Annotated in this window: 18 protein-coding genes; 9 read left to right on the plus strand and 9 right to left on the minus strand. The window is 67.8% G+C overall.

Features of this window, described 5'->3' with window-relative positions:
* Positions 1 to 66: 66 nt before the first annotated feature.
* On the plus strand, positions 67 to 912 hold the full coding sequence (locus ACFCV3_RS08500) for a phosphotransferase family protein (protein ID WP_376028712.1): 846 nt from the start codon (positions 67 to 69) through the stop codon (positions 910 to 912).
* On the opposite strand, the gene ACFCV3_RS08505 is transcribed toward ACFCV3_RS08500, so the two are convergent.
* Together ACFCV3_RS08505 and ACFCV3_RS08510 are read right to left on the minus strand one after the other, a co-directional pair.
* Positions 869 to 1,528 (minus strand): response regulator, encoded by a 660-nt coding sequence (locus ACFCV3_RS08505; RefSeq protein WP_376027594.1) that lies wholly within the window; start codon positions 1,526 to 1,528, stop codon positions 869 to 871. The two genes, ACFCV3_RS08500 and ACFCV3_RS08505, sit on opposite strands and share 44 nt — an antisense overlap.
* Complete coding sequence (locus ACFCV3_RS08510) at positions 1,528 to 3,471, minus strand: histidine kinase (RefSeq protein ID WP_376027596.1); 1,944 nt, start codon at positions 3,469 to 3,471, stop codon at positions 1,528 to 1,530. Before ACFCV3_RS08510 ends, ACFCV3_RS08505 begins: the two co-directional genes overlap by 1 nt.
* Positions 3,472 to 3,588: 117 nt before the next feature.
* Between ACFCV3_RS08510 and ACFCV3_RS08515 the strand changes: the two genes are divergently transcribed.
* On the plus strand, positions 3,589 to 4,548 hold the full coding sequence (locus ACFCV3_RS08515) for a lysostaphin resistance A-like protein (RefSeq protein WP_376027599.1): 960 nt from the start codon (positions 3,589 to 3,591) through the stop codon (positions 4,546 to 4,548).
* Here ACFCV3_RS08515 and ACFCV3_RS08520 read toward each other — a convergent pair.
* The 3 genes from ACFCV3_RS08520 to ACFCV3_RS08530 all read right to left on the minus strand — a co-directional run bounded on the left by ACFCV3_RS08520 (position 4,518) and on the right by ACFCV3_RS08530 (position 8,449).
* Complete coding sequence (locus tag ACFCV3_RS08520) at positions 4,518 to 5,519, minus strand: serine hydrolase domain-containing protein (protein ID WP_376027601.1); 1,002 nt, start codon at positions 5,517 to 5,519, stop codon at positions 4,518 to 4,520. The genes ACFCV3_RS08515 and ACFCV3_RS08520 overlap by 31 nt on opposite strands.
* A 9-nt stretch (positions 5,520 to 5,528) precedes the next feature.
* On the minus strand, positions 5,529 to 6,986 hold the full coding sequence (locus ACFCV3_RS08525) for a glycoside hydrolase (protein ID WP_376027603.1): 1,458 nt from the start codon (positions 6,984 to 6,986) through the stop codon (positions 5,529 to 5,531).
* An 80-nt stretch (positions 6,987 to 7,066) separates the two neighbouring features.
* The gene (locus ACFCV3_RS08530; RefSeq protein WP_376027606.1) at positions 7,067 to 8,449 is read right to left on the minus strand and encodes a DUF2079 domain-containing protein; all 1,383 of its coding nucleotides are present in this window, start codon (positions 8,447 to 8,449) and stop codon (positions 7,067 to 7,069) included.
* A 92-nt stretch (positions 8,450 to 8,541) separates the two neighbouring features.
* Here ACFCV3_RS08530 and ACFCV3_RS08535 point away from each other — a divergent pair, with 92 nt between their 5' ends.
* Together ACFCV3_RS08535 and ACFCV3_RS08540 are read left to right on the plus strand one after the other, a co-directional pair.
* Complete coding sequence (locus tag ACFCV3_RS08535; protein WP_376027609.1) at positions 8,542 to 9,219, plus strand: response regulator transcription factor; 678 nt, start codon at positions 8,542 to 8,544, stop codon at positions 9,217 to 9,219.
* The gene (locus ACFCV3_RS08540) at positions 9,212 to 10,699 is read left to right on the plus strand and encodes a sensor histidine kinase (protein ID WP_376027611.1); all 1,488 of its coding nucleotides are present in this window, start codon (positions 9,212 to 9,214) and stop codon (positions 10,697 to 10,699) included. Before ACFCV3_RS08535 ends, ACFCV3_RS08540 begins: the two co-directional genes overlap by 8 nt.
* Here ACFCV3_RS08540 and ACFCV3_RS08545 read toward each other — a convergent pair.
* Entirely contained in the window at positions 10,690 to 11,094 is a 405-nt protein-coding gene (locus tag ACFCV3_RS08545; RefSeq protein ID WP_376027613.1) for a PPOX class F420-dependent oxidoreductase, read from the minus strand. The genes ACFCV3_RS08540 and ACFCV3_RS08545 overlap by 10 nt on opposite strands.
* 179 nt (positions 11,095 to 11,273) lie before the next feature.
* Between ACFCV3_RS08545 and ACFCV3_RS08550 the strand changes: the two genes are divergently transcribed.
* Both ACFCV3_RS08550 and ACFCV3_RS08555 read left to right on the plus strand, forming a co-directional pair.
* Complete coding sequence (locus tag ACFCV3_RS08550; RefSeq protein WP_132415009.1) at positions 11,274 to 11,861, plus strand: hypothetical protein; 588 nt, start codon at positions 11,274 to 11,276, stop codon at positions 11,859 to 11,861.
* Positions 11,862 to 12,401 carry a hypothetical protein gene (locus ACFCV3_RS08555; RefSeq protein WP_376027615.1) on the plus strand — a complete coding sequence of 180 codons (540 nt, stop codon included), beginning with the start codon at positions 11,862 to 11,864 and terminating at the stop codon, positions 12,399 to 12,401.
* Here ACFCV3_RS08555 and ACFCV3_RS08560 read toward each other — a convergent pair.
* Complete coding sequence (locus ACFCV3_RS08560; RefSeq protein WP_376027617.1) at positions 12,398 to 13,264, minus strand: LysR family transcriptional regulator; 867 nt, start codon at positions 13,262 to 13,264, stop codon at positions 12,398 to 12,400. The genes ACFCV3_RS08555 and ACFCV3_RS08560 overlap by 4 nt on opposite strands.
* 73 nt (positions 13,265 to 13,337) lie before the next feature.
* Between ACFCV3_RS08560 and ACFCV3_RS08565 the strand changes: the two genes are divergently transcribed.
* On the plus strand, positions 13,338 to 14,087 hold the full coding sequence (locus ACFCV3_RS08565) for a type 1 glutamine amidotransferase domain-containing protein (RefSeq protein WP_376027618.1): 750 nt from the start codon (positions 13,338 to 13,340) through the stop codon (positions 14,085 to 14,087).
* Here the strand turns inward: ACFCV3_RS08565 and ACFCV3_RS08570 are convergent.
* Entirely contained in the window at positions 14,002 to 15,027 is a 1,026-nt protein-coding gene (locus tag ACFCV3_RS08570) for a methyltransferase (RefSeq protein WP_376027621.1), read from the minus strand. The two genes, ACFCV3_RS08565 and ACFCV3_RS08570, sit on opposite strands and share 86 nt — an antisense overlap.
* A gap of 53 nt (positions 15,028 to 15,080) precedes the next feature.
* The gene (locus tag ACFCV3_RS08575) at positions 15,081 to 15,677 is read right to left on the minus strand and encodes a TIGR03086 family metal-binding protein (protein WP_376027623.1); all 597 of its coding nucleotides are present in this window, start codon (positions 15,675 to 15,677) and stop codon (positions 15,081 to 15,083) included.
* Between the two features lie 51 nt (positions 15,678 to 15,728).
* On the opposite strand from ACFCV3_RS08575, the gene ACFCV3_RS08580 reads away from it, so the two are divergent.
* Both ACFCV3_RS08580 and ACFCV3_RS08585 read left to right on the plus strand, forming a co-directional pair.
* A complete protein-coding gene (locus tag ACFCV3_RS08580) occupies positions 15,729 to 16,139 on the plus strand; it encodes a MarR family winged helix-turn-helix transcriptional regulator (protein ID WP_376027625.1) in 411 nt (136 codons plus the stop codon).
* Positions 16,140 to 16,258: 119 nt separating this feature from the next.
* Positions 16,259 to 16,672: a DoxX family protein gene (locus ACFCV3_RS08585; RefSeq protein ID WP_376027628.1), complete on the plus strand. Its 414-nt coding sequence runs from the start codon at positions 16,259 to 16,261 to the stop codon at positions 16,670 to 16,672.
* Positions 16,673 to 16,683: the final 11 nt, after the last annotated feature.

Genomic DNA, 16,683 nt, shown 5'->3' on the forward strand with positions numbered 1-16,683 from the left:
GTCAGGGCGTTGACGTTGGCTTGGGTGGAGCGGCAGCTTGGGGTGGGGGAGCGGGTTGTTGGGGTGGTGGCGTTGCCTGGGGGGATTACGGCTGAGATGCGCCGGCTGACCGTTGGGGGGCGGGATGGGAGCACCCGTGAGCTGGTGTTGCGGACCGTCGTTGATGTGCCGGATGCCGAGGATTGGCTGAGGCGGGAGGCGGGGGCTCTCGTGATGTTGGCGGGGACGGGGGTGACTGCGCCTGAGCTGGTGGGGGTTGATGCGGCGGGGGCGGAGTGTGAGTATCCGTCGCTTTTGATGACGTGTTTGCCTGGGCGGACTGTGCTTGCGGATGAGGGTGTGGAGGCGCGGGTTTCGTTGTTGGCTCGGCAGTTGGTGGCGATCCATGGGGTGCGGCCGGTGGTGCGGCCGCCGGTGTTTGTGCGGCAGTCGACTGCTGAGAGCGTGGTGGTTCCTGAGGGTGCTGACGCGGGGGCTTGGGGTACGGCGATTGACGTGATCCGGCAGGGGGTGCCGGCGTACGAGGGGTGCTTTCTGCATGGGGATTTTCACCCTGGGAACGTGTTGTTCGAGGGTGCGCGGATCACTGGGGTTGTTGACTGGGCGGGGCCCTCGTGGGGGCCGGTGGATCTTGATGCGGCGCACTGTTCAGTCAACTTGGCGTTACTGCATGGGGCGGAGTGGGGACTGCGGTTTGCCGCGGCCTATGAGGGAGCTGGTGGGGTGTTGTCCTCGAACTGGCTCTACTGGCTGATTCGGGATGCGCTGGCCATGTCCGAAGAGCTGGACGCGATCTCGCAGCCTTGGCGAGAGGCGGGGCGGGGGGAGTTGACTGCGCGGGTGGTGGGGGAGCGGCTAGATGGGTATGTCAGTGCTCTCGTGGGCGGACGAGGCCTAGGTCGTAGGCGATGATCGTGGCCTGAACTCGGTCTCGGGCGTCCAGCTTCGACAGCAGCGCATTCACGTGGGTCTTCGTGGTGCCGATGGCTACGCCCAGGCGGTCGGCGATTTCGGCGTTGGTCAGGCCGGCTGCGATGAGGGTGAGGACTTCGCGTTCGCGGGGCGTGAGCTTGGCTAGGGCTTCGGCTGTGGTGGTTGTGGGGGCGCCGGCGGCGAAGGCTTGGATGAGGCGGCGGGTTACGGCGGGGGCCAGCATGCCGTCGCCGGCGGCAACGACGCGGATGGCGGTGAGGAGGTCGTCGGCCTGGGCGTCCTTGAGGAGGAAGCCGGAGGCACCGGAGCGTAGGGCCTCGTAGACGTACTCGTCCAGGTCGAAGGTGGTGAGGACGAGGACGCGCGGGCGGTCGCCCTTCTCGGTGAGGAGGCGGGTGGCGGAGAGGCCGTCCAGGCCGGGCATGCGGATGTCCATCAGTACGACGTCTGGGTCCAGCTCGGCTGCTAGTGCGACTGCCTCGGCGCCGTCGCCGGCCTGGCCGACGACGGTCAGGTCGTGCTCGGCGTCCACGATCGCGGCGAAACCGGCGCGGACCACTGTCTGGTCGTCGACGACCAGGACCCGGACAGTCATCAGGACAGCTCCTTCTCAGCGGGCGAGCGAGGGGCTGGAGTGCCGTCCTCGTCCAGTGTTGCGAGTAGTTCGCGCATCGCGGTCAGCGCGGATCGTGCCTCGGCGGTGACGTCGGCCAGCCGGCCGGCCTCGGCCAGAGTGATCATCGTGTGCGTGCGGGTCAGAACGCTGTGGTGCAGGCCGGCCGCGATCCGCTGGCGTTCGGTGTGGACTCCGACCTCGGCCGCGTAGACGAGCCTGGCGAGAGTCTCACCGGTATGGTCCCGCCGCTGCTGCCTCTTCCGGCGGGCCAGCGCGCCGACCGCCCAGACGCCGACCAGCGCAGGGATCAAGAAGAACGCGATCACCCCGCCGATGAAGAGCCCGAACCCGGGGCCGTCCTCGGACGGGATGTACATCAGCATGACTCCCGCCGCCAAACCGGCACTGGCCCCCAAGGCGACCCCTGACAGGGCGCCCACGGCGAGATCCCGGCCGTACACCGCGACGGCGTAGACGGCAGCCGCCGGCACGAAGACGCCGAACGCCATCGACGGCGCGAGCGGGTCGGGGATCCAGTCGAGACCGATCGCGAGCGGCCAGAGCCAGGCGGCGACGGCGATACCGGTCACCACGGTCCAGGGGCGGTCCCGGCGACCGAGCAGAATCAGGCAGGGGATCAGGGCCAGCAGGACCGCCAGGCTGATCGTCGCCGTGTCGAGCCCCGGCTCGTCCGAGATGAAGCCGGCCGTCCCACCGATCGCGGGGATGATGACCGCAACCAGTACGCCGAAGTCGGCGAACCACCGCTCCTGCCACCGCACGCCGGGTTTCGGCACGATAGGCGCAGTCCCGACCGGGAGACTCGCCCGGACCCGCCAACCGCCGTCCGGTCCCGGTCCGGCGGTGAGGGTCCCGCCGGCCGCCTCAGCGCGGTCCCGCATGCCCGCGACTCCGCGCTGACCGCCTTGGCCGGAGGTCGCCGTACCGGTGGCCTGCCCGTTTTCCACCAGTACGTCGACGCGGTCGTCCGCATGCGTGACCAGCACCCGTACGGCGGCGCCCGGTGCATGCCGCAGCGTATTGGTGAGCGACTCCCGCACGATGCCGAAGACGGCGTCGGCGACCTGACCGGTGAGGTCGGGCGTGACGTCGACGACGACCTGCTGCCCCAACCGCGTGAAGGCATCGGCCAAGCCGGTGATCCGCGTGTTGAGTGGTTCGGACTGCTCACGCTCGCCCGTTTCCAGCATGGCCACCAACTGGTGCAGGGATCGCAGCGTCTCGCGGCCGGTGTTCGCGGCATAGGACAGGGCCTCGGTGACCAGTTCGGGCCGGGTCGCGGCGAGCCGCTCGGCCGCCGTACCGGTGACGACGATCGACGTCAGGTGGTGCGCGCTGACGTCGTGCAACTCGCGGGCGAGCCGGCGGCGTTCGGTCGCCGCGCCGTGCAGGTGGCGGGCCTCGAGGTCGCGCACCTGCTGGGCAGCCCGGTCGCGAGCGGCCAGGCGGCGCCGACGCCGCTGCCCGCCGCCCAGAATGACGCCGTACACGATCAGATTGGCGATGGTTTCGAAGACTGTGTCGAGGCCTGGGCCGTAGATGATCATCGACGTCAGGGTCTGTACGACGATCAGTACGCCGAGCGCTCGCCAGCTGACGACCGTCCGGCAGCGCACCGCTACGGAGTACAAGGCAACCATCTCGACCGGCAGCACAGCCAGTCCGTTGGGCGGTGTCGCGAGATAGCCGACTGTTACTACAGCGGTGGTCACAACGAGCGTCGTGAGGGGCGCGCGGCGGCGGAAACCCAAGGCGATCGTGGCCACGACCGAAGCTACGCCGGCTGCGACAAGCTCCACGTTGTTTGTCGGCACGTCCGCGATGTCCGGGACGAACGGCAGCAGCGCGAGCCATCCGATGCCCAGGATGATCGGCAGCAGCCAGTTGCGGACGTGTTCCATCAGGGCCAAAGCATAGGGGTTCTCTACCCGGCGACCGGGCGTCTCTACCCAGCGATAGAGGCGGTGATCGTGCTTCCGGCCGACGCGATTCCGGCCGTCCGTCAGCATCCTTGAGCTATGACCACCATGTATCCCGCCCCGCCTGTTGCGGCCCCACAGACCGTCGAGCCGGTGACCTACGAACAGCTTGCGCGGGTGACCGGCCGGCACGACTGGTGGCGGCCGATCGTCGGCACGCTCGTCCTCGTCGGCTTGAGCATCCTCGCGGAGATCTGGGTGTTCGGGCAGTACGAGGGGATGGCCGTGGCCCTGGACCTCCCGGAGGACGCCGACGGTCTGCGGATCCTCAGCGACCTGAGCGACACCGCGCTCACTCTGACCGGGATCGCACTCGGGATTCCGGCGCTGGCGTTGACGCTCTGGTGGATTCAGCGACGGACCTGGGGATCCATCACCTCGGTGACCGGCCGGCTACGGCTGTCCTGGTTGGGCCGCTGCTTCGGCATCGCCGTACTGGTCTTCGGTATCAGCGCGGTCGCCATGGGCGTCGTCGGCGCCGTCATCGAGCCGGATGCACCGGTGCCGGACGACGTCTGGGTGGGTTGGGGAACCTTCGCCGTCGGGCTGGTCATGCTGCTGTGCCTCGTCCCCTTGCAGGCCGCGGCCGAGGAGTACATCTTCCGTGGTTGGTTGCTGCAGGCAACCGGATCGTTGCTTCGGCACCCGATTCTGATCGTGATCCCGCAGGCGTTGCTCTTCGCCGCGGCCCACGGCTGGGGCACTGTCTGGGGCTTCATCGATCTCGCCGTCTTCGGCGTGGTCCTCGCTCTGGTCACCATCCGCACCGGCGGCCTCGAGGCTGCTATCTCCCTGCACGTGACGAACAACCTGATCTCGTTCATCATGTCCTCGACATACGTCGGCGGTCTGGGCACCGACGAGACCGCCGCCGACATGCCGTGGCAGTACGCCGTAGTCGACATGGCCATCACCGTGCTCTTCGCCGTACTGGTTCTCCAACTGGCCAAGCGCTACCAGCCCGCCACTCACTGGAACACGTTGGCGAGAAGCTCGTAGGCCGGGGGCGGCGGGGTGTCGTCGGTGGTGGTCGTGAGCGAGAGAGTGAGCTGGTGGATGGCATCCGCGGCGTGGTAACTCCAGGTCCGGTAGCCGAAGATGCCGCCGGCGTGGCCCCACAGCGTCAGGTTCGGGAGGGTGATGCGGCTGAGGCCCAGGCCGAAGTGATGGAAGGCCTCATCGGTGGGGATCGTCGTCTGCATGGCCTCGAGCTCGGCCGGACGGAGGAGCTTGCCGGTGAGGAGCGCCGCGTAGAAGCGGTTCAGATCGCTTGCTGTGGATACGAACTCACCGGCGGACCAAGCCTGTGATGCGTTGAAGTCGCTGATGTCGACCAGCTGATCGTCGAGGGTCAGGTACCCGTGGGCGTGCGGCTCCGGGAGCGTCGTAGCATCTCCCGGGATGAGCGTTTCCTGCAGGTCCAGCGGTTCAAGGATCCGGCTCTCGATCTCGGTGGCGAACGACTTGCCGGTGGCGGCCTCGATGATCAGGCCCAGCAGGAGGTAGTTCGTGTTGGAGTACGAGCAGGTCGCGCCGGGCTCGAACAGCAGCGGCTGGACGGCGATGCTGTCGATCGTGGCCCGAGGATCCCAGTGCACGAAGCGATCCCGGATGATTCCGGCCGTATCAGGGAGATCGCTGGTGTAGTTGTAGAGACCGCTCGTGTGGTTGAGCAGCTGGCGAAGGTTGATCGAGTCGCCGGCCGGAATCACACCAGGCAGCCAACGACCGACGCTGTCGTCGAGCGCCAGGACGCCCTCACCGACCAGTTGCAGTACGACGGTCGCGGTGAACGTCTTGGTGACACTGCCGATCCGAAACGATCCGGCCGGGTCGACCGGAACCGCCGTACCGACTTCTGCGACTCCGCTAGCGCCCACCCAGGGCCCATCAGCGTCCTGGTAGTGCATGAGAGCACCAGCCGAACCGGAAGCAACCTGGGAGTCGAGGAACTTCTGCAGGTGTCGCATCCACCAAACCTAGAGGGTGACGTCGGGTACTTCGAAGGTTTGGATGGTGTTGGTGTCGAACCAGGACCAGAAGCGGGTGCCGTGCATGGTGGTGTCCTGGGCGTGCTGGTACTGCGTGGTGCCGGGGGTGGTCGACCAGCGGGGGATGGGGGCACCCTCGGTGGAGGGTTTGGTGAAGCGGGAGAGGTCGAAGTCCAGGTAGCCCGCGGCGCCGTGGTTGATGGCGACGATGATGAGCTTCCGCGCCGCTGCGTCGTACGCCGCGATGGTGTTGCCGTTGCCGCCGTCGAGGATGCGCATGCCGGGGCGGATGTGGCGCGTGTACTGGGCGAGGACGTAGTACTTGGGGTTGATCGGGCCGGTGGTGTTGTTGCCGAGGTCCTGGATGAGGCCCCAGCCACCTCCGTCGACCACCTGCCAGTAGACCCAGGCGCTGGGGTGCAGCCAGCGCAGGTCGAGGTTGAGGTTGCTGGCCAACGACAGTCCGCTGGCGTCACCCTCGCCGTACTCGGAGTTCCAGACCTTGCGGCCGGCGGACTTGGCGGCGGCGTACAGGAGGTCCCGGCGGCCGCCACCACCCTGGTAGCCGTGGACGTTGATGCGGGCGACGTTGCCACGGGTGGTGGAGTCGAAGCTGTTCCAGGTGGACAGGGCGGCGTCGTAGCCCCAGCAGTCGGAGGCGGCGATCGGCATCCAGCCGAGGTCGCGGGCGTTGAGTTCGGCGCGAAGGGCGTTGATGACCGGGCGCTGGGTGGCCGGTTCGAAGTGGCAGCCCTCCTGGGTGCCGTCGGCCTTCCACCAGCTGCCGTCGGGTTCGTTGAAGGGTTCGACCGAGGTGAAGTCGACACCCCAGTGGTCGTGGGCGTAGCGGGCGACCGTGGCGAGGTAGACGGCATGCTGCCGGTGGTTCCAGGTCTGCAGGTTGTCGCCACCGCTCGCGGAACCGGACGGGTTGTGGTTCTGGCACATCCACCACATCGGCGAGTTCGAGAAGAGCTCGATCTGGTTCACACCACGGTCGCGCGCCTTCCACATCAGGTTGCGCTGCGCACTGTCGACGTACCAGTTCCAGCTGGCCGATGAGGGGTCGGAACTGAACCAGTCGAGCCAGTACCCGTCCATCTGCCGGGGATCGCCGATCCTCGGCGAGCGGACCATCGACTCACCGTTGATCGGTTTCGTCGAGCACGCGCCGGCGTTGTAGCGCGCGATCGTCAGCCCGAGCCCGGGCAGCGCCGTACCTTGATAATCAACCGTGTTCCGCGTGAAGAAGATGTCGGCCAGGTCGTCGCGGTTGCCGTGCGCCTTCCCCCACCAGCACAACGAGGTCCCCCAACCCTCCCAAGCACCCCAGTCGCTCCGCGGATCGATGGTCGACGCGACGGCGGCTGCGGGCGAGGTCTGTCCCAGTACGGCGGCGCTCAGCGGAGCAGCGACGATCGAGCCCAGCACGGTACGACGACGCATTGCATCCTCCAGGGGGCGGTCCGGCAGGCAGCTACCGCGACCCTAGACCGACCGCACGTAGTTGCCCACCTCCGCAACGGTCAGCGCTCGCGCAGCGGGGGCAGGGTCGGCGCGGGATGGTGCATGAGCAGCAGATCGTGGTCCCGGATGACGAGGTCGGCGTGGCGGTAGGTGAGCTGCGGATCGTCGTACGGCGCGAGTGTCCATTCGGTCGGGCGGTTGGACTTGAGCAGGTAGACGTCGGCCTTGGAGGTCAGGTGCGGAGCGATCGTGCTGGTGGTGCTGACCGTGCTGTTGGCCGGGATGCGGTCGATCAGCCGGTTGGCGGCGGCAGCGAACTCCGCGGGACGCCCCGGTCCTTCCGAGGCCGCGGACTGGAGGAAGAAGCTGAGGCAGGTGATCGAGAGTCCGGTGGCGATGAGCGGCAAGAACAGCCGTCGCCGGCGGCCGACCAGGTGCGGGCGGAGGAGTGCGAGACCGTGGATCAACGCGCAGAAGACGATCGGCATCAGTACGGCGTCGTAGTGGAAGGTGGGGATCCAGTACAGGATGTACGTGCTGCCCAGCCGCCAGCCGAGGGTCGGCAGCAGCAGGAGAACCAGCGGTGATCTGAGGGCCAGGAAAAGCGTTGGCAGCAGGATCAGCGCGACCAGCCAGAGCTTGTCCGAGGTGAACAGATCGCCGGACAGGGCTGCTTCCGGAGCCTTGAGACCGCCCTTGCCGAGATAGCGATAGTTGCCGTAGGCACTGAATGCCGGGATGATCACGAAGACACTGAGTAGTGACGCGGACGCCCCGCCGACCGCGGTGAGGATGCCCAGCCGGCGGGTCCCGGGGCGGAGCGCGATCAGCACACCCAGTACGGCGAGCGTCATTCCTAGATCCTCCTTGACGAGAACCAGGGGAGCTGCGATCGCGACCGCGCGGCCGGGATGTCCGTGCAGGTACTCGGCCAGGCCGAACGCCAGCAGGGGAACGGCGAACGCGATCTCGTGGAAGTCGAAGGTGATCGCGTTCAGCAGTCCCCAGGACAGGCCGTAACAGGTCCCGATCACGAGGCCGATCCGGCTGCCGAACGTCGTACAGGCCAGGCGTGCGATCGGGAAGACCGAGACCGCGAAGAACAAGGCCTGCGCGACCAGCAGGGTCTCGGCCATCGGGAAGACGCGGTGGAACGGCGCCAGCAGGATCAGGATCGGGTGGAAGTGGTCGCCGAGCAGAATCAGGTTCGGGTCGCGGATCGTCGACACCGGAAGGTGACCCTGGGCGTAGCTGTGCACCGCCTGGTCGAAGATGCCGAGATCGAAGGCACCGGTGCGGAAGGACCAATGCTGCATCAGCACGAACCAGGTGGTGACGACGGCGAACACCCCCGCCAGTACGGCGGACGGCCAGGCCCGGGCGCGGTGTTCCGCGATCGGTACGGCGGCGCGGGTGAACCGGTCTGTCCACAGCGTGATCATGGCGGGAAGTATGGAAACGGCCTGCCCAAGAGAACCTGAAGCAAGCTGAAGCGTTCTTCAGGATGATCCGCAGGGCGTGCGAACCTGGATCCGTGCGGCTACTGGTGGTGGAGGACGAGCAGCGACTCGCGGCAGCGGTGAAGTGGGGCCTGGAGTCCCACGGATTCACGGTGGACGTCGTTCACACCGGTCCGGAGGCGTTGTGGGCCGCGGAGGAGAACGAGTACGCCGCGATCGTCCTCGACGTGATGCTGCCCGGACTGAACGGATACCGGGTCTGCGAGAGCCTCCGCCGTACCGGTGTCACCACTCCGATCATGATGCTGACGGCCAAGGACGGCGAGTACGACCAGGCCGAAGGTTTGGACACCGGCGCCGACGACTACCTGACAAAGCCCTTCTCGTACGTCGTTCTGGTGGCGCGGATCCGCGCGCTGTTGCGGCGCAGCGGTTCGGTCCGGGCGGCGCTGGAGGTCGGCGACCTGGTGATCGACCCGGCGGCACGGACCTGCCGGCGGGGCGCGGCAGCGATCGAGCTGACCGCGCGCGAGTTCGCGATCCTCGAGTGCCTGGTACGGCGGCCCGACGTGGTCGTGACGAAACGCGAGATCCTCGACCAGGTGTGGGATGCGCACTACGAAGGTGACGTCAACGTGGTCGAGGTCCACGTGAGTGCACTCCGCCGCAAGATCGACCACCCCTTCGGCCGGAAGACCCTGGAGACCGTCCGCGGCATGGGCTACCGCCTGACCGGCAGCGCCCGTGCCTAGGTTCTCAACCGCCGCCCGGGTGACCGTGGTCGCCGGGCTGCTCAGCGCGCTGCTGGCGGGCGGGTTCGCCTACTGGATCCGCCACGAGGTCTATACCTCTCGGTACGACGTCGAGCGCGAGCGCGCGCATACGGCGCGGGACCTGATCGTCAACAACCTGCGGATACTCGAGGGTGACCCCGGAGACCGGCCACATCTCAGCTTTCCCCGGACGGACGAGTTGTACGAGATCGTCGACAGCGCGGGCCGGATCGCCGAGGCTTCCACGGCGCTGGAGGCCTTGCAGGCCAAGGGGCGACCGGTGCAGCCCAGGCCGGACCCGAAAGAGAAGTCGGAGTGGAACGGCGATCAGTACATCGCTGTCGGAGTGCCCGACCCAGGGCTGAAGGAGGAGGCCTGCGATCCGAAGATCCTCCCGCCGTACTCGGTCTGCGCCACCCTCAACAGACTCTCCGGACGGCGGCTTGCGGCCTATCGCACAGTCCGGCCGGCGGACTACCCGTCGAATTGGCAGTACGACAGCCCTGGCCGGCAGCAGGGCGCCCTGGCTGTGACCGTGTTCGTTCTGCCGTTCGAGGCTGAGGATGCGGTGGCGGATGTGGGCCGGGTGCTCAAACCGGCGCTGCCGTTGGCTGTCCTGCTGATCATGCTGGGTGCGTACGTCGCGACGCGGACGGCGCTGCGGCCGGTCGAGCGGATGCGGGCGCAGGCGGCGGCGATCAGTCAGCGAAATCTGCATGAGCGGGTGCCGGTGCCGAGGACCGGGGATGTGGTGGCGCGGCTGGCAACGACGTTGAACGAGACGTTGGGGCGGTTGCAGCTGGCGGCCGCGCAGCAGCGGGGGTTCGTGGCTGATGCGGCGCATGAGTTGCGGAGTCCGATTGCCAGTCTGCGGGCGATTCTCGAGGTGGCCAACGAGCATCCGGAGCGGGCGGACTGGGCGCGGGTGAGTGGTACCGCGATCGAGGAGACGAAGCGCTTGCAACAGTTGGCCGACGATTTGTTGCTGGTGGCAAGGCTTGATGCCGAGCCGAGTACCGCGCATCAGCCCGTCGACCTGGCCGAGTTGGTACGGCGGCAGTTGGCCGGGCGGGTGGATGAGGGGCCCGAGCTCACGTTCGATGCGCCGGAGTCCGTGCTGGTCGCTGGTGATGCGGCGCAACTGCAGCGGCTGGTCCGCAACCTGGTCGACAACGCGATCCGGCACACCCGGACGACAGTTGCCGTCGGCATCGAACAGCGCAGCGGCGACGTCGTACTGCGGATCGATGACGACGGCGCCGGGATTCCGGAGCCGGAACGGGAGCGGGTGTTCGAGCGGTTCGCCCGGCTGGATGAAGCGCGGAGCCGCGACGCCGGTGGCGCGGGCCTCGGGTTGGCGATCGCGCGGGAGATCGCGCTCCGCCACCACGGCAAACTGACCGCATCCGGAGCCCCCGGCGGCGGCGCGCGCCTCACCCTCGTGCTGCCTCAGGTGTGATCGTTGAGCCGGTCGGGGCTGAGGCGGATGACTACGCGCTGGACCTCGGGCGGGAGGGCGGCGTACTCGTCGGCTGCGTCGCTGCCGGCGTACTTGATGGCCAGGGACTGGGCGAGGGCGCGGTTCTCGTCGGGGGTGACGACTGCCTTGGCAACGATCTCGACGTACCGCATCGGGTTGGTGCGGTCGATGACCAGGAGGCTGGTGCGGGGGTCGGCGACGAGGTTGCGGGTCTTGTAGTAGGCGGCGTCGGACGAGATCAGTACGTCGTTGCCGTCGCGGCCGATCCAGACGACGGTGTTCCGCGGGGCGCCGGTCGAGCTGAGGGTGGTGAGGACGCCGACGTTCGTGTCGTCGAGCAGGGCGCGGGCGGCTTCGGAGAGTTCGGCAGGCATGGTGCGAGGTTAGGCGTGGCCCGGGTCGGCGCCGCGAAGGTAAGGCCAGCGGGCAGCTGGTATGGAACTTGGTTCCGAAAAATCCCATGCCAGCCACTAGCTGTTGGGTAAGCGTTTGCCCTACGGTGAGCTCGCGTACGCGGACAGTTACCGCCCCGACTTTCCGATGAGGTAATGCGATGAAAATCCTGCGCACTCTCTGCACCGCCGCGGTGTTCGGCCTGCTCGCTCCGGCCGCTGCACACGCCCAGGTCGAGCCTGGTGGCTGGACCTCCTATTCGCCGTCGTTCTCCGAACAGGAGCGCGGTTGCGGCGTGATCGACGGGCTGAACTTCCGGCTCACCTGTTCCACCGCCAGTGGTGATCAGCGTGCCGAACGGCGGTATGCGACGTACTCGAGTGGGACCCGGCAGTTCGAAGGGTCGTTCCGGATCACGTCGATGACCGGTAGCCGGATCAGTCTCAAACAGACCTTCAACGAGAGCGGCTCCGGGCCGTTCTTCATGCTGGCGGTCGAGAACGGCGGTCGCCTGTACCGGGTCGGCGGCGACACCCTCGCCGGTGGTGCGACCGTCGGGACCACGGTCCGGGTCAACACCGTGCACCAGGTCGGCAGTGCGCACCGGACGTACATCAACGGCTCGCTGAAGCACAGCATGTCCAGCCCGGGTGGCAGCTTCTACGACAAGTTCGGTTCGTACCGGACGGACAGCGGGCGCGGCCCGATCCAGGTCCAGTGGAGCGGCGTGCAGTTCTGGCGTAAGTGAATGAAGCTCCCCGCCTTATGCGCTCTCCTGATGCTGGTCGGCTGCGCCCCCGCCGACCAGCCTCAGGGGTTCCAGCTGACCGCGGACCTCGTCACGGATGACGTGACGCTTCGCTGGTCGGGCGCGCCCATCGACGCGGCGTACCTGATGGTCGAGTACGCAACCGAGGAGAACGGCGAATACACGATCCTCAGCTTCCTGCCACCGGATCGGCATGAGTTCCATCATCCCGATCTGATGCCGGCGACAACCTTCTACTACCGCGTCACGCCCCTCACCGCGCCGGAGGGCCGGCCCGCCACCGCGCGCCCCCAGCCCAAGGAGCTCCAGCTCAGCTGGACCGACACGGGTACGGACGAAGACGGCTACCTCCTCGAACGACGCCGTACCGCCCAACCCGCCGAGGTCGCCGCCTACCTGGACGCCAACAGCACGTCCTTCAACCTCCCCCTCCTCCCGTCGGACAAGCCGGCTACCTACATCCCCCGCCCCTTCCGTCGCGGCGCCCCCAGCCCGGTAATCCACGAAACCGTCCCCTAGCTCTGCAGTACGGCGAGCAAGTGCTCTTGTACGGCGGTTGTCGTGGGACCGCCGTCGGTGCGCGTTGTGAGGTAGAGGGTGTTGAGCGGTGGGACCTCTGGGGTGGCCAGCGGGATGAGCGTGCCGTTGGTCAGGTGGGGGTGGCAGAGGTAGGTGGGGAGGACTGTCAGGCCTGCTCCGGCGAGGGTGGTGGCGAGGGCGCCGCGGAGGTCGGGGACGACCAGGTCGGGGGTTCGGGAGAGGCGGGTGTTGAAGACGGTTCGCCAGTAGCGGCGGAGGATCGGGGCCTCTTCGGCGTACGCGATCAGCGGGATCGCGCGGAGTTGGTCCGGGGTGGTGACTGGAGCGGCGGGGGCCCAGTGGGGAGCGGCGACGAGGGTGAAGGTCTCGTCGTAGCAGGGGGTTGCGCGCAGGCCGGCGCGGCGGGGGCGGGTCGAACTGATGACGAGGTCGAGGCTGCGGTCCTGCAAGCGGTCGAGGAGGTCGTCGGGGAGGCCGAAGGTTGTCCGGACCTGGAGGCCGGTGGCGATGCGCGTGGCCAGTGCCGGGAGGACCTGGTGGCACAGGAAGTCTGACGGGCCGCCGAGGTGCAGGGTGGCCGGGGTTGGGTCGTCGAGTTCGGTGCTCAGCAGGGCCTGAAGGGTGTCGACCGGGTCTGCGATGCGACGGGCCAGCTCGTTGCCCGCGCTGGTCGGGCGGACGCCGCGGGGGAGGCGGTCGAAGAGCGGTCGGCCGAGGTTGCGCTCGAGTGTCTTCAGCTGCGCGGTGACGGTCGGCTGGGACAGGCCGAGGACCTGGGCTCCGCCCGTGATCGATCCGGCCCGGTGGACGGCGAGGAAGGTCCGGAGCAGGTCGAGGGACATATCAGGAATCTTATGCCTCGACCCAGGGGTGCCCTATTGGTTTTCTATGGTGTCACGCACGCATGATGGGGGCATGACACGCGTACTGATTGCTTTGACCAGCCACTCCGAGCTCGGTGACACCGGGCGGAAGACCGGCTTCTATGTCTCCGAGGCGGCCGAGCCGTGGGCCGTCTTCACCGAAGCCGGGTACGAGGTCGGCCTGGTCTCCGTTGCCGGGGGCCGGCCGCCGATCGACGGTCTCGACGAGAACGACCCGGTGCAGCAGAAGTTCCTCGCTGCCGTCGATCTCGATCACACTCCGGTGGCCGCCGAGCTGGATGCCACGGCGTACGACGCGATCTTCTTCGCGGGTGGGCACGGGACGATGTGGGACTTCCCCGGGGCCGACGACCTGCTGAAGCTGGCCGCCCAGATCTACGACCGTGGCGGTGTGGTTGCGGCGGTCTGCCATGGACCGTCGGCGCTGGTGAACCTCAAGCTTGCCGACGGCAAGTATCTCGTCGACGGCAAGAACGTGGCCGGCTTCACCAACGCCGAGGAGGCGGCCGTGGGTCTGACCGACGTCGTCCCCTTCCTCCTCGCGGACGAGCTCACCAAGCGCGGTGCGATCCACCACCCGGCCGACAACTTCGCCGTACAGACCGTCGCCGACGGTCGCCTGGTCACCGGCCAGAACCCGCAGTCCGCTCAGCTGACCGCAGAGAAGACCGTCGAGGCCCTGGCCGGCTGGCGCGTCAGGCGGGGGTGCCCTCGATCAGCCAGAAGCCGGTTTCGGGCGGGAGAGCGTGTACGGCGGTCAGCTCGTAACCCGCGCGCTTGAGCAGGGACTCGAAGTCGGCGCGGGTGCGTTCGCGGCCGCCGACATTGACGAGCATGTTGAGGTCACTGAGGTAGAGGCCGGGAGTGAGTCCCGGTTGGGCACGGTCGGGGAGGATCGGTTCGACGATCAGCAGACGGCCGTCTGCGGGGATGCTGGCGCGGCTGTGCCGCAGAATCTCCTCGCAGCGGTCGTCGGACCAGTCGTGGATGATGCTCTTCACCAGGTGCAGGTCGTACCCGTCCGGGATCGCGCTGAAGAAGTCGCCGACGACGACCGAGGCGCGGTCGGTCAGTCCCGCGTCGGCGTACCGGGCCGGTGCCTGGGCGGCGCCCTCGGCCGAGTCGAGGACGGCTCCGCGCAGGTCCGGGTGTGCCTGCAGGATCGCGGTCAGCAGGGTGCCGTCGCCGCCGCCGATGTCGAGCACCGAGGTGAACCGGCCGAAGTCGTACGCCGATGGCGCGGCTGCCGCGACGCCCCGGGTCGCCGCACTCATCGACGCGTTGAACAGCGCGGATTTCACCGGCTCCTCGGCCAGCTGATCGAAGAACGGCTGCCCGAAGATGTCGTCGAACGTCGTCCGCCCGTTCCGTACGGCGGTCGCCAGCTCCTCCCAGCCGCGGGTCATCAGCGGGTCGGTGAACATCGCGACGATCGCCTGGACCGAGGCCGGATGATCACGGCCCAGCAGGTCGGCCTCCGGCAGGACTTCGAAATGGTCGTCCTCGTGTTCGGCGAACAGCCCGAGCGCGGTCAGGGCGCGGAGCAGTCGACGGGTGCTGTCGACCGGGAGCCCGAGCTCGGCCGCGACCTCCTCGGTCGGCCGCGGTACGCCGCCGAACGCGTCGACAACCCCGAGCTGGGCCGTCGCCCGCACGACATACGCGGGCATGAAGCCGAAAATCAGCTGTCGTAGTTGGGATCCTGGCGCAGCGGTGCTCATGGTCCTCCCCTGAGTCGAAGTTAGGTAACCCTAACTTCGATCGGGAAGTGAGGCTAGGACGCCGGCCATAACGGGTTGCGCCCGAGTAGTGCGACGGTGCGGTCGAGCTGACCGGCTCCGGACCAGGCGACGTTCGGGCCGAAGGCGGCGCCGGGGGCAAGCCTGGCCTCGCCCAGCGGGACGATCTGTGCCACCGTCCAGGCCGCGTCGAGGACATCCTGGGTGAAGTCGACGGTGGTCCCGAGCGCCTTGGCCAGATCCCAGCTGTGGACGACGTAGTCGACGAAGTGGAAGCTGACTGCCTGGTGACCGGGCGCCTTCACATCCGGACCGAACTCCGGCAGCGGGAAGATCCGCTCCGTCACCCCCTCCTCGGCGAACGCCTCCAGGACGTGCTCGGCGGACTCGATGTAGGTCTGCACGGGATCGTCGCCGAGCTCGCGCAGCTTCCAGATCTCGGGGTTGGCATCGCCGCGGGAGGCGGCCGCGAAGCCGTAGTGCTGCGTGGCCATGTGGGCGAGCAGGCCGTAGACGGTCCAGGCTCGGCAGGGTGTCGGTCGGGCGAGGTCGGCGTCGGTGACGCCGGCGGCCACCTCGATGCTGGCGTTGACGGCCAGGCGGTCGAGTGGGACGAAATCGATAGTAGGCATGTGTAGATCATAAGCGCCTGCATATGATTGCGCCAGTGTTATCGTCCGGGCATGGAAGAGCGCCCCGATCTGGCCGCGCTGCTGTATCCGCTGGTGCGGGTGCTGATCGCCGCCGAGACGCCGATCCTCGCCACCCATGACGTCTCGATGTGGGGCTACTCGGTGCTGACCGCACTCGACGAGACACCGGTCCGCACCCAGGCGGCGCTGGCCGAGGCGATCGGTGCGGACAAGTCGCGGATCATTGGGACACTCGACGAACTGCAGTCGGCCGGGCTGATCGAGCGGACGCCGGATCCCGATGACCGCCGCGTCCGGCTGCTCTCCATCACGGCCAAGGGGCGCCGGGTGCGGCGTGCGGTCCGCAAGAGCATCCGGGCCTACGAGGACGAGCTGCTCGGCGCGCTGCCGGCCGCCGATCGGACCGCTTTTTTGCGGTCGTTGCGGGCTTTACAGCAGTAGAGCGGTTCAGTGCAACCGATTCGGCGTGTGACTTAAAGGTCACTTTCGGTTGAACCAAAGGGGCAAGGGATCCGTTCGCATGGGCAAGTCCCCAAACCGCCCCTTGAGGAGTGAGGCTCATGCAGGTACTGGAGCGCTACCAGTCACAGGTCGTCGCTGTTTTCCGGATCGTGGTCGGATTCCTGTTCTCGTGTCATGGTGCTGCGTCGTTGTTCGGTGTTCTCGGGTCCAAGCAGGCCGAGGCGTTCGCCTGGCCGTCGTGGTGGGCCGCGCTGATCCAGATGGTCGGCGGAGCGTTGGTGGCGATCGGGTTCGGTACCCGGTACGCCGCTCTGCTCTGCTCCGGGTCGATGGCGTACGCCTATTTCACCGTTCACCAGGTGGATGCTTTGCTGCCCGTGCAGAATGGTGGCGAGAAAGCGGCGCTGTTCTGCTTCGCCTTTCTGCTGATCGCATTTCTCGGCAACGGCGCCTGGGCGCTGGAGCGGGGGACGGCGGCCACGCAGCGGCAGCCGGCATCCGTGCCCAAGTGACGTGAGCCCAT

This window comes from Kribbella sp. NPDC056345 (assembly GCF_042262745.1).
GTDB lineage: Bacteria > Actinomycetota > Actinomycetes > Propionibacteriales > Kribbellaceae > Kribbella.